The sequence below is a fragment of the Saliphagus sp. GCM10025334 genome (assembly GCF_042663485.1).
Lineage (GTDB): Archaea > Halobacteriota > Halobacteria > Halobacteriales > Natrialbaceae > Natronosalvus.
In genome coordinates this window covers 160,400-172,746 of sequence record NZ_JBHTAF010000001.1, presented here as the reverse complement: position 1 = coordinate 172,746, position 12,347 = coordinate 160,400, and the positions used below count along the sequence as shown (strand labels likewise).

Sequence of the window (12,347 nt, the reverse complement as noted above, 5' to 3'; positions counted from 1 at the left end):
ACCTGATGACAAAAATCGCGTTCGTCTGTGTCGGAAACGCTGGGCGGAGTCAGATGGCGACAGTACTTGCGGAACGCGAGCGAGACAACCGAGGGCTCGATATCGAGATTGTCACCGGCGGCGTGGATCCCGCCGACTCCGTCCACGATGACGTTATTGAAGCCCTCCAGGAGGAAGGAATCGACATCAGTGATCGCAAGCCCCGTGAGATTACCCCAACAGACATCGAAGACGCGACGCACGTCGTGACGATGGGCTGTTCGGTCGAGCAGTTCCAGCCAGACGGATGGTCGGGAGAGAGTGAAGTCTGGGACCTCGATACGTCTGATACCATAGCGCAGTTAAATGAGCTCAAACGCCGGGTTTCCCGATTCTTCGACGGTCTCAGCGAAGAAGAGCAATAGTGATTTAGCGTCGGCGGGGGCAAACTGAGTAAGTAACCATTTCTAGTTGTGAAGAGATAACTGGTCACCGAATCTCGTTACTGAATGAATTCATAAGTTCAGAGCCCACATCCCCAGATAGTGGCTCATCCGAGCGATTACGAACAGACACCCGCCATCGATTTTTCAGTCGGTGAGTTTACTGGCGCGTTAGGAGATTCGGTTACAGTCTTCCCCATCGTCGTCGCTATCGGTGCGCTGACCGACCTCTCGCTCACCCAGCTCCTTCTCGGATTCGCGGTATTCCAGGTCGTGTGGGGACTCTACTACGGGTTGCCGATGTCCGTCGAACCGATGAAGGCCCTCGCTGCGCTGGTGATCGCTGGGTCACTTACCGCAGGCGAACTCGCGGTCGCAGGCCTTTTCGCCGGAGGTATTCTTCTCGTCGTCGGATGGACCGGAACACTCGGCAGGATTACCCAGTACATCGGCCAGCCCGTGATTCGCGGCGTCCAAGTCGCGGTCGCGCTTATCCTCCTCGAGACAGGCATTCAACTCAGTCTCAACAGTGTTCCGTACGGACTCATCGCGGTTGCTACCGCCGGTATTGTCATCCTCGCTGGGCATCACCGAGCGAGCGCACTCGTTGTCCTCTGTGTCGGTGTTGGTATCACCGTTGCTCAGACAGGCCTTCCAACACCGGTATATCCGACCGTCGCAGTCGACCTTCCAGATACACAGGCACTCTCGATCGCAGCTGTAGAGGGGACGGTCGCACAGCTTGCAATGACGGTTGGGAACGCGGCCGTCGCGACCTCACTGCTCCTTTCAGATTTCTACGATGCAGATGTCTCAGCTGACGAACTCGCATCCAGTATGGGTGTCATGAACCTGATTGCGATCCCGCTCGGGGCGATGCCGATGTGCCACGGGAGCGGAGGCGTGGCCGGAAAGTATGCGTTCGGTGCACGCAACGCCGGGTCGAACCTCATTCTGGGGGTGATTTATGCGATTTCCGCCGTGATCGCTGTCGGGATCGTTGCCGCGTTCCCCCTGTCGATGCTCGGCGTGGTCCTCGCCTTGATCGCCGTTGAACTCGGACGAGCAGGACTCAAGACCGATCATCTGGCGCTTACGATTGGAATCGGACTCGTAGGGCTGGTGACCAACGTCGGAATCGCCTTTGTCCTCGGAGCACTCGGGTACCTACTCCTCCAACGACTCCAGTAGCGGCACGTCCAGCCTGCTACCGATTGCTGTTCGCTCGAACTCTCCGACGTTTTCCTGCATTTAGCCTCTTTACAACGACCACGACGACATTGACCCAACGGTTTCTGCAAGAACTTCGTGAGAAACACGACCTCGATGACGCCGTGTTTCTCGTCGTCACACCTACCATCTATAGTAGACGTTAGAAATGGTTACTCATCTTTGGAATGGAGAGTTGATCAAGAGTGGTATCGATCGCTGTTGTTTGCTCAGAAAATGAGTCAAAGAATCGGTTGCTCAGCGCTGATTGCAGCTGTCTCCAGCACTCTTCGACTGGATTGAGCTCTGGTGAATACGCTGGTAACGTGACGAAGGCGAGGGCGTCACGGACCCAGCGGCCCGTGACGGCTGGAAATACGACGCTCCATCGAGCACGACAAGCAAATCATCTTCGAATACTTTGTATACTACGAAAATGAAATGCTTTGCGTAGTCGGCGGTGACGTAGACACGTCCAGTCGTGTTGGGCAGAGACTTCGACAGCTGGCCGCGTGCCGCGTGGTTTCCGCGCGGCACGCGGTTCGACCTGGACCTTGGGTTGATCGATACAGACTACGGTAGCGTCCAGCTCCCGCCGCTTTTGTTGAGTTTGTCGTGGAACGCCGCTTGCTCGTCTTCGTCAGCTTCGGCGGCTGAACGCCGTGGTTTCTGGTAGGTCAATCCCGCTTCTTTCAGCAACCGCCGACAACTCGGGAGTGAGTATTGGACATCGTACGTCTCGTCGAGATACTGCTGGACGAGCGCCGGCGTCCACGCCGGCGCGTCGAGCCCAACTTCCGCAGGCGATTCGTGGACGGTTGTTTCGAACTGTTCTTGCTCTGTTTCTGAGAGTTTAGGTTTCCTCCCAGATCGATGAGTATCAGTCACGGCTTGCTCGAGCGACTCGTCAGTGTCGAGTCGCGTGAGCCAATTATAGATCGTTTTCCGTTCGACTCCGTACCACTCGGCAAGTTCAATCTGTGGAACGCCATTTTTGTACGCGATCGCGGCTAACAGTCGCTGAGTCGGCTTCTTTCCGTCTACGTTGTCGAGTACGTCCTGAAGATCCGCAACGGAGATCTCGTCAAGATGTTCCATTGCAAGGGCCTACAAACTCCGAGTAAAAAGTTCTAACGACTACCATAGATAGGATTTCACAGTGAGAGCGGATATATGGAAAGCTCTGAACAGTCGCATCTGGTACACTCTGTACTTATCTTATCCGGAGAACGAATCAGATCACAACCCCTACACGATATGACATGGGTTTTACACATGACATATTTTATATACATATGGAATAATCGCCGTATCATAGAGCTAAAAAGGATTGCCGACACAAAAACCTATTCGTCACACGGAATCAAGAGCTTGGGATCTATTAATCAGGACAAAATTCGCCCGCTTCATGTAGTAATTCTGGACACTCTGGCTGCTCCTTGAGCTAATTGTTCTCTTCCTTTTCCGAAGGCCTGCCTCTTGCTCACGGTATCCAGCGAGTTTCTCAGCGTAGCTGGCGACATAATGAAAGAGTCGTGTGAGTAATCGTCGAGTGTGTCAACGACGTTGTGACTGGGGCGAAACTTCAGGATGTGGTGAAAGTGGACTCGAATGAAGAAGAGTCGGGCGAGCGATGGCGGACAGCGAGGCGCTCGATCTGAACCGTTCCGTGGCAGTACCTAACGTCGATCCGCCACCAATCCTGGCGGGTGCTTTGTATTATACGCCATCAAAGGACCTCCCGAGAGAGGTGAGCACTTCGGCGCCGTTTTCGGTGATGGCGACATCGTCTTCGATGCGAATACCCCCGACGCCTTGGCGGTAGATGCCGGGTTCAATGGTGATGACGTTGCCGGCCTCGAGGACGGTGTCGTTGCCACGTTCAAGGACCGGCGCCTCGTGGGAGTCCAGGCCGATACCGTGGCCCAGTCCGTGGACGAACTCCTCTCCGTAGCCCGCCTCCTCGATAACGTCGCGGGCCACCGCGTCGAGTTCGTGAGCCGTCATGCCGGGTTTTGCAGCCTCACGTGCTTGCCTGGCCGCCCGGCGGACGACGGCGTGCATCTCCTCGAACGGGCCATCGGGGTCACCGACGGCGACCGTTCGCGTCACGTCGGTGTAGTAACCGGCGAAGACGATGCCGGTGTCGATGAGTACGACGTCGTCCTGACCGATGCGACGGTCGGTCGTCTCGGTGTAGTTGATCGCTGTCCGCGGTCCGGAGGTGACGACGCCAGAGCCGTAGGCGTCGGCGTCACTCTGGAGCGCCCGTGTCCGGAGCATGCCGTCGATGGTCTGTTCTTGCATCCCCGGCTTGACGTCTTGGAGCGTCTCGCCAAGCACCTCGTCGGTGAGCTCGCAGGCCCGCCGGAACAGCTTGAGTTCCTGCCCGTCCTTTCGGCTCCGGAGGTCGGCGACAGCCGCGCCGAGATCGGCGGTGTCGGCCAGGTCGGCGATGCTGTCTAGGAGTATATACTCCTGGAGGCGCATCGTCCGGTACTCAACGGCCAGCGGCACGTCGACCCCGTAGTCGGTGGTCACGCGCTCCACTGCGTCGATAGGGTCGTCGCCGTCCTCGCCGTAGGGATAGAACTCTGCGTCGAGAGCCGGCTCGGCCCGTTCCATCTCGAGTTCGGGGAGGACGACGGCCCCGTCCAGGTCGCGAGTAAGGACGTACAGGAACGGCGAGTCCTGGCCCCAGGCCGTCCGGTTGAAGTCGTACCCGGTGAGGTACAGCAGCGACGGGCCGGGGGTAAGCAGCGCGACATCCACGTCGCTCGGCAGGCGCTCGAAGAGACCGGCCTGTCGCGGTTCGAAGATCGTCATCTCGTGGATTCCTCCAGAGGTTCTCCCATATAGGCGCTGATCACCGCATCGTTCTCGACGACCTCCTTGGGTGTGGCGTCGGCTAGGATGCGACCCTCGTTGAGCACGACCATGCGGTCAACCAACTCCATCAGGTCGCCGAGGCTGTGCTCGATGACGACGAACGTCTTGCCCTGCTCGTTCAGGCCGGTGACGTAATCGATAATGCGCTTGCGGTTCTCGCCGCTGACGCCGGCGAAGGGCTCGTCGAGCAGGAACAAGTCCGGCTCAACCATCATGGCGCGCGCTACCGAGAGTAGTTTCCGCTGGCCGCCCGAGAGATTCCCGGCGTACGTCTCGGCCATGTGTTCGATGCTGGCTTCCTTTAATAGCCGGTCGGCCGTGGCCTCGACCTCGTCCTCGAATGCTTGGACCTCTGGCCCCTGGCGGATGGCCCGCCAGAAGTTGTCGCCGGGGTGGTCTTGAACGGCGACCTGCATGTTCTCCTTGACCGTCATCGTCGTCAACTCTCTCGTCAGCTGGAAGGTGCGCACCATGCCGTGACGGGCCCTGGTCGCCGGGGAGTCGTCGGTGACGTCCTGGCCGTCGAACCGGACCCGGCCCTCGGTGGGCTGTTGGAAGCCCGTGAGACAATCGAACATTGTGGTCTTGCCGGCGCCGTTCGGCCCGATGAGGCCCACAACCTCGCCGGACTCCACCTCTAGGTCGACACCATCAACGGCAGTGATACCGCCGAACCGCTTCGTGAGGTTTTCGGTTTCAAGCAGCGCCATCACTCGTACCTCCCGAGTCTGTCGGCGTCGCCCCAGAGTCCTTCGGGCTTGTAGCGAATGATCAGGATAAGTAGGGCACCGAGAACGATCAGTCGAAGCGACCCGAACACCGATCCGGAGACAGGCAGGTAGACATTCAACCACCGGGTGGTGAGCTGGATGCCCATGACGATCGCCAGCCCGCCGAGCACGCCGAGGTTATTGCCGGGGCCGCCGATCAGCATGCCGACCCACACGATCATCGTGACGATGATAGCCGCCGACGTGGGGTTGGCCGACCCGCCAAACAGGGTGAACATGCCGCCGGCCAACCCGGCCAGAATCGCGCCGAACGTGAACACGACGATCTTGTACCGCATCGGGTTCTTCCCGACGGATTCGACGAGTGTGTCGTCGGCGCGGATGGCCCGCATCGTTCGGCCGTACGGCGATTTTACGAGTCTGTTGGCGACGGTGTAGGCGACCAGTAGGATGGCGCCGTAGATGAGGAAGTACGCCAGGTGAGCGGTCTTCGTGGTCACCGTGGCGTCGTGGAGTATTCGCGGTGACCCGGAGATGGGGAAGCTGCTCCCGAGGTACCCCAGTGTGAGCGTGGCGGTGTGGAATATCTCCGCGGCCGCCAGCGTGACGATACCGAGGAAGTCCTCACGGAGACGGACTGTCGAAAGGCTGATGACCACGCCAATGATGCCGGCGAGGAGAATACCGCCGAGCAGCCCGATCGGCCAGGTGATGCCGTAGGAGGCGCCGCGGTATGCATTCTCGGCCGTGAGGATGGCGGTCCCGTACATCCCGAGCGCGAAGAACAGGACTGGACCGAAGTTCACGAGACCGGTGAAGCCGTACTGGAGGTTGAGCCCGAGGATGACGAGCGAGTACAGCAGGTAGAGCACGCCCACCTCGAGTACGAGGATCAGTATGCTGGGGTAACCGACGTAGGTACCGGTCGTGATCAGGACGAGCGGTACCAGGATCATCAGCGCCGCGACGCCGAATTTGGAGGCGTCCGAGGTGAACACGCCTGCGCGGTCACGTATTCCGCCGACACCGTGTCCGCCGCTCTCCTCTGCGACCCGGTCGCTCATGCTTCCACCTCTACGTTCGCGATGCCGCTTGGACGGAAGAGCAACGCGACGATCAGGACGAAGAACGCCATCGCCCGACCGAACGATCCGAGGTCACCAGGGAGGAAGGCGCTCGCAAGCGTGATGGTGAATGCGACGACGTACGCGCCGACCATCGCACCGTACGCACTCCCTGCACCGCCGAGGATGGCGGCTGCGATGACGATCAGGATTACGCTGAACCCGGTGTAGGGGTTGATGGTGCTCTGGATGCCAAGCAACAACCCGGCCAGGCCGGCGAGTCCGGACGCGATCAGCCAGACGTGTCGGCGGATGCGGAAGGGGTTGATTCCGCTGATGCTGGCGAGATTTTCGGCGTCGCTCGTCGCCCGCATCGCTAGCCCGATGTCCGTCCGGTGGAGTAGTAGGTGGACGGCCGCGAGTGTCATCACGGCCATCGCGATGACGAACAGTTGGTCGAAGTAGATGCTGCCGCCGAGTACGTCGTAGCGGCCCTGGAGGCCGCGGAAGACCCGCGTCTCGTTGCCCCAGACGATCGCGAACGTGTTCTGTAAAATGAATCCGAGACCGATTGAGGTCAGCAACAGCGGGATTGGCCCGGACTCCTGAAGCGGCGTGAAAAACACGCGAGCGAGCGCGTAGCCGAGCACGGCTGTCATCGGGATAGTGATGATCAAACTCGCGACAACACCGAGACCGGACTGGCTGAGGAAGAGCCCGATGAACGCACCCAGCGTCATGTACTCGCCGTAGGCGAAGTTGATCATGTCCGCGATCGCGTAGATGAGCGTGAACCCGATCGCGGCGATTGCGATGTACGACCCCAGTGCAAGGCCTTGAGCAAGTAGTTCGATAATGTTTACCATGAATATAGTGTAATAGAGAGGCGTCTCAACCCAGGAATTCGCTGATGCGCTCGCCGGTGATCGTCTCGACCTGTTCCCACTGGCCATCCGCGAGGTCCATGATCGCCACCGCACCGGCGACATCGCCGAAGTCGTTGAAGTCACACGTGGTGAGGCTGCCCTGGTAGTTGATTTCCTCGCCGTTCTCCAGCGCCTCCTTTCCTTCGGCGTACGTCGTCACTTCCGTCCCACCCTCACGGCCGATGGGACCGATGTTCTTGTGGACCTCCTCGGGGTCGGTCGACTCTGCGCGGATCATCGCTAGTGCGCCGACGATCATCGAGTCGTATCGACTGTAGGCGAACGGCGCCGGGTTGAAGTCGTCCCCGTGGATTTCCTGACCGAGCTCGTTGTAGTGCTCTTGTGCCGGGCCGGCTGGGGCCGACGTCCCCGACGTCACGACCGCGTCGTCTGGGACCACGTCGCCAGCCTGGTTAGCGAGTTCCTGCGTCTGAATGTCCTCTGCCAGCACGAGTGGCGTGTCCGAGAACCCGCCTTCGACCCAGGCGTTGATGGCCTGAACGGCCTGCGGGATGCCGCCGGAGAAGAACCAGCCGTCGAAGTCGTTGTTGTCGAACAGTTGACTGACCTCCTGACGGAGGTTCACGTTGTCTACGGGGTACTGGTGCCGCGTGGCCACGTTGATGCCTTCGACTACCTCCACTGCCGATTCGAGCCCGTCGGCCACGGACACGGAGTTCGGGTCTGGATTGTGCATCACCGCGATGTTCTCCATCCCGAGGTCCTTCATCCGGAGCACCCAGCCGATGGTCAGGTTGCTGTCGCTGAGCGTCGTCCGCCAGACCCAGGCACCGTCGTCAGAGGTATCGTCCGGCGTCCCCTGGTCGCCACCCTTGTCGTCTTTGAACGACGTGCTCCCGAACGTGGAAATGACTGGCGTGGTCAGCTCCTCTATGAAGTCCCAGTTGGCCTCCATACCGGTGGAGTTGATGCCCGAGATGAACGGGACCTCCATAACGCTCGACCACTGTTGCATTAGTTCTCGCTGGATCTGCGGATCGCCGCTCTCGTTGTCCTGCTGGTTGATCTTCCACTCGGCACCCATCGGGCCACCGGCCTCGTTGATCTCCTGGAGTACGATCTCGTTGGCCTGGTTGATCGGAGGCGCCAGCGTTGACCACCGACCGGTCAGGAAGTTCGTCGCGCCGACCGTGATCTCGTCAGGCCCACTCCCCCCGTCAGTGGACCCGCCATCTCCGCCGTCTTCACCGTCACCGCCGCCGTCTTCACCGCCACCGTTGCCGCTTTCTTGGCCGACCTGGCAGCCCGCCAGTGTGATCGTCCCCATTGCACCTACCGCTGTGAGAATCTCACGCCTATTGCTACGCTCTCGCATACCACCCACTCAGTCGAGAAGGGTATTAAATTTTTGGTCTAATGTGGGGGGGGGGGTAGTCGACCCCCCGTTGTCGGGCTTACTCGCACGTCCAGCCAGTTCCGGTGGCCCGCTCTTCAATGTAGTCCCAATCGTAGGAGACTCCCAGTCCAGGCCCGTCGGGGACGGGAACGGTCCCGTCGGCGTCCACGGCCTTGAGACCGTCGGCGTAGTCATCGTAGACCGGCGGCGCAGGGAGTTCGACCTCGGGGTGGACCAGCGCCATCTCGTAGAAGTTGCTGTTGCGCGTCGCCGCCATGCAGTGACGGTGGGCCGGTCCCGGCGCGTGGTACTCCACGTCGAGGCCGAAGCCCTCGGCCATTCGGGCGACCTTCATGGCGCCGGTGATGCCGGCGTCGTATTCCGGGTCGGCTCGGACGAAGTCCGTCGCTTCGCTGGCGACGAAGTCGGTGTGGATCTCCAGCCCTCTGATGTGTTCGGTCTGGAGCAGCGGCGTGTCTATCAGTTGGCGCAGTTTCCGGTGGGCGTGCTGGGAGACCCCGCCGTCGCGGAAGGGGTCCTCGTACCAGAAGAAGCCCTGCTCGTCGCAGGCCTTCCCCACTGCCAGCGCGTTGGCAAACGTCTCGAGTTCGCAGGCCGGGTCGGTCATCAGCGCCATGTCATCGCCGACGCGCTCGCCGACGGCGTTGATGGTCTCGATTTCCTTCTCGACCGAGCGGTGGGCGTCGCTGCCGCCCCAGCCGTGGATCTTGAACCCGGCGTAGCCCAGGTCGCGACACTGCGCGGCGAAGTCGGCGTAGGCCTCGGGAGAGTCCAGGCCGCCGGCGTCGTCGGCGTGGTACGTCGAGGCGTAGGCGGGAAGCCGCTCGCGGTAAGTACCCAGCAGCTCGTGAATCGGCGCGTCGTAGAGTTTGCCGGCGATGTCCCAGAGTGCGACGTCGAGCGGTCCGATGCCCATCCGGTCGTACTTCCGGAGGCCGCGTTTGATCTCGCTCCAGTGGCGCTCGCGCCGCAGGGCATCCCGGCCGACCAGGTAGTCGGCGTAGGTCTCTATCTGGGCCGGGGAGGTCGACGTCGAGAGGACGTACTCGCCGGCGATGTCCGCGTCAGTCTCGACGCGGAGCGCGAGTTTCGTACTCTCCAGGGTCGCACCCGGCTCGTAGATAAGGTTGAACCCGCTTCCGTCGGTTCCCACGTCCACGACGGGGTAACTGAATTCGATACACTCGACGCTGGTGATAGTCGGACCCATGTCTCTAACAGTCTCTTCCCACCGCTCATAAACTCATGGGACGGAGCGCGACGCCGCCGTCTCAGTGGCCGAAGTACTCGTCCTGGACGATGTCGTTGGCGAGCAAACTGGCGCTGTCGTCGCGCATCCGCACCTCGCCCTGGGCTAGCACGTAGCCCAGGTCGGAGTGTTCGAGCAGTACCTTCACGTTCTGCTCGATGACGACGAGCGTCTTGCCGTCGTCGTTGATGGCGTCGAGGCGGTCGAACACATCGGCGACGATGTCCGGCGCGAGACCTGCGCTGGGTTCGTCGAGGATGAGCAGGTCGGGGTCGGTGATGAGGCTCCGCCCGATGGCGACCATCTGGCGTTGGCCGCCGGAGAGCGAACCGGCCCGCTGGTCCAGGCGCTCCTCGAGGATGGGAAAGCGGTCGAAGACGGCCTGGAGGCGGTCTTCGGGGAGTTCGTCGAGCGTGTAGGCGCCGATCTTGAGGTTCTCGCGTACCGTCAGCGAGGGGAAGATATTCTGGCCCTGGGGGACGTAACCGATGCCCTGACGCATCACCTCGTGTGGTTTGAGGTCGGTGATGTCCTTGCCCATATAGCTGATTGACCCCCCCATCCGATCGGCCAGGCCCATAATGGCCTTGATGAGCGTACTCTTACCGGCTCCGTTGGCGCCAATGATCGCGAGAAATTCGCCGTCATTAACGACGAAGTCTACGCCATGGAGGATCTTTAGGCCGTCGTAACCGGCCTCTAGGCCCGCCGTCTCGAGGACCGTCATTGCGTCTGTCTCTGTCTGTGTGTGGGTGTTGGTTGCCATCTCTGGTGCTTGCGGAAGTTCGTACACCACATGCGTCCGCCATAGAACATAAAGCTATTGCCAGGGGCGACCGCCGCGCGCCCTGCCGGCCCGCTCGGTTCGACGGACGCGTCTCCTTGGTGCGCACGGTCCAGAGACTCAAGAGGTTCGGGCGCCAATGACTGCTATGGCAACGGACGTACCTTCATCAGCCGACGACGTCGCTACCCACGTCGTCCTCTCCTATCCCTCGTCGCTGTCCGACCACGCCAAACGTCGTATCCACCAGGACTACTACCGGCAGTACCTTCGCCGGGCCCACGACCGCGTCGCGGTCGGCAACGAGTGGGACGAGTTCACTGACATCGGCTGCTGTGGCAGCCAGGAGTCGTTCTCACTCCGGGTCGAGGCGGTCGAGGGCGGGTCGCGAGTGACGATGGACACCACGGTCGCGTACCAGAAGCGGGAGGTCGAGATGGAGGCCTGCGACGTGAACTGGGACGTCCAGTACGAGTGATCGGCCGGCTGCGGGCAGTCGTTGCAGTCGGTGGTCAGTCCGCGCGGTATTCTTCGAGTTTGTTCTCGTCAACCTGGACGCCCAGACCGGGTTCCGCCGGCGGTTCGATGACGCCGCCGTCCTGCACCGAGAGGTCTTCCTGGTTCTCGATGTAGGGGCTGGCGATGTACCGGCCGGGGTCGTCGATGTCGTCGGCGTAGACGCCGAACTCGATGAGGTCACAGGCGGCGCTGGCCGCGGCGACATGGAGGCTGGCCGAGTAGTTGACCACCGGCCCGAAGGCGTGGGGGACGAACTGCTTGCCGTAGCCCTCGACGATGGTCGCGACGCGGTGAGCTGCCGTGATGCCGCCACAGTAGTCCAGTGCAGGCTGATAGATCTCGATGGCGTTGGCTTGGAGGTGTTGTCGGACGGGGTAGTGGGTGACGTGGTTCTGGTAGCCCGAGATGGGCACCGAGACACGGTCGTTAAGCTTGCCCTGGCCCTCGAAGTCGGTGTGAGGCAGCGGCTCTTCGAACCAGTCTAGGCCGTACTCGCTGGCGACCTCGGCAACCTCTAGGGCCTGCGTGAAGTTGTAGGAGGTATTGGTGTCGACGGCCAGTGAGATGTCGTTTGGGATGTTCTTCGCTATCTTCGGAATACGCTCCTTGTCGTCGGCGACGCCGTCGCCGCCGACGATCTTCATCATCGGGAAGCCCTTGTCGGCCAGCCAGCCGGCGTCCTCAATGAGCTGGTCGGCGGACTTCTTGTGCGGGAACGTGGCGTAGGCCTCGATCTCGTTGACCTGACCGCCAAGTAGTTCGTAGACGGGTACGTCCGCGGCCTTGCCCTTGATGTCCCACAGCGCCTGGTCGAGGGCCGACAGCGCCCGGTAGGAGCCTGAGCGTTTGGTGTGGACGTACAGTTCGTGCCAGAGCCGGCTGACGTCTCGAGGGTCCTCGCCAACGAGGTGGTTACCCAGCGCCTGCATCGCCTGTGCGTTCCAGGCAGCCTTGTCGCCGGTCGGGTCGTCTAAATAGGTCTCGCCAAGGCCGACGTGGCCGGCGTCGGTGTGGACGCGAACGAGTACCGGGCGGACAGTGGCCTCGAAAGCCGCTTTGCCGCCCTGCATCGAGACGGTTCCGACTGCACTCTCGAGAGGGATGGGTTCAACTTCAGTTATCTCCATACGTATTCGCTTGCCGCGTCGGTGGTAATGAATGTTGGGGCCGCGATCC

Annotated in this window: 11 protein-coding genes and 2 pseudogenes; 4 read left to right on the top strand and 9 right to left on the bottom strand. The window is 61.1% G+C overall.

All coding sequences use genetic code 11. The features are described 5' to 3' along the window. Positions 1–5 precede the first annotated feature (5 nt). The 3 genes and pseudogenes from ACFQO4_RS00785 to ACFQO4_RS00775 form a co-directional block, all read left to right on the top strand. Complete coding sequence (locus ACFQO4_RS00785; protein ID WP_500259111.1) at positions 6–404, top strand: arsenate-mycothiol transferase ArsC; 399 nt, start codon at positions 6–8, stop codon at positions 402–404. 120 nt (positions 405–524) lie between these two features. Then, complete coding sequence (locus ACFQO4_RS00780; protein ID WP_500259110.1) at positions 525–1,613, top strand: putative sulfate/molybdate transporter; 1,089 nt, start codon at positions 525–527, stop codon at positions 1,611–1,613. Between the two features lie 65 nt (positions 1,614–1,678). After that, positions 1,679–1,768: pseudogene (locus tag ACFQO4_RS00775) on the top strand (IS6 family transposase); the annotation flags it as partial. Positions 1,769–1,794: 26 nt separating this feature from the next. Here ACFQO4_RS00775 and ACFQO4_RS00770 read toward each other — a convergent pair. From ACFQO4_RS00770 to ACFQO4_RS00735, 8 genes and pseudogenes are all read right to left on the bottom strand, one after another. Then, positions 1,795–2,729, bottom strand: a pseudogene (locus ACFQO4_RS00770) (IS630 family transposase). Between the two features lie 621 nt (positions 2,730–3,350). Continuing rightward, complete coding sequence (locus tag ACFQO4_RS00765) at positions 3,351–4,457, bottom strand: M24 family metallopeptidase (RefSeq protein ID WP_500259109.1); 1,107 nt, start codon at positions 4,455–4,457, stop codon at positions 3,351–3,353. Next, complete coding sequence (locus tag ACFQO4_RS00760) at positions 4,454–5,230, bottom strand: ABC transporter ATP-binding protein (protein ID WP_500259108.1); 777 nt, start codon at positions 5,228–5,230, stop codon at positions 4,454–4,456. Before ACFQO4_RS00760 ends, ACFQO4_RS00765 begins: the two co-directional genes overlap by 4 nt. Continuing rightward, positions 5,230–6,315: a branched-chain amino acid ABC transporter permease gene (locus tag ACFQO4_RS00755; RefSeq protein WP_500259107.1), complete on the bottom strand. Its 1,086-nt coding sequence runs from the start codon at positions 6,313–6,315 to the stop codon at positions 5,230–5,232. Before ACFQO4_RS00755 ends, ACFQO4_RS00760 begins: the two co-directional genes overlap by 1 nt. Further along, the gene (locus ACFQO4_RS00750) at positions 6,312–7,181 is read right to left on the bottom strand and encodes a branched-chain amino acid ABC transporter permease (RefSeq protein WP_500259106.1); all 870 of its coding nucleotides are present in this window, start codon (positions 7,179–7,181) and stop codon (positions 6,312–6,314) included. Before ACFQO4_RS00750 ends, ACFQO4_RS00755 begins: the two co-directional genes overlap by 4 nt. 25 nt (positions 7,182–7,206) lie before the next feature. Continuing rightward, positions 7,207–8,577 carry an ABC transporter substrate-binding protein gene (locus tag ACFQO4_RS00745; RefSeq protein ID WP_500259105.1) on the bottom strand — a complete coding sequence of 457 codons (1,371 nt, stop codon included), beginning with the start codon at positions 8,575–8,577 and terminating at the stop codon, positions 7,207–7,209. A gap of 79 nt (positions 8,578–8,656) precedes the next feature. Then, entirely contained in the window at positions 8,657–9,829 is a 1,173-nt protein-coding gene (locus ACFQO4_RS00740; RefSeq protein ID WP_500259104.1) for an enolase C-terminal domain-like protein, read from the bottom strand. 61 nt (positions 9,830–9,890) lie between these two features. Beyond that, positions 9,891–10,595: an ABC transporter ATP-binding protein gene (locus ACFQO4_RS00735; protein ID WP_500260431.1), complete on the bottom strand. Its 705-nt coding sequence runs from the start codon at positions 10,593–10,595 to the stop codon at positions 9,891–9,893. Between the two features lie 205 nt (positions 10,596–10,800). Between ACFQO4_RS00735 and ACFQO4_RS00730 the strand changes: the two genes are divergently transcribed. Beyond that, a complete protein-coding gene (locus tag ACFQO4_RS00730; protein WP_500259103.1) occupies positions 10,801–11,130 on the top strand; it encodes a DUF7968 family protein in 330 nt (109 codons plus the stop codon). Between the two features lie 34 nt (positions 11,131–11,164). Here ACFQO4_RS00730 and ACFQO4_RS00725 read toward each other — a convergent pair whose 3' ends face one another. Next, entirely contained in the window at positions 11,165–12,298 is a 1,134-nt protein-coding gene (locus tag ACFQO4_RS00725) for a mandelate racemase/muconate lactonizing enzyme family protein (RefSeq protein WP_500259102.1), read from the bottom strand. Positions 12,299–12,347: the final 49 nt, after the last annotated feature.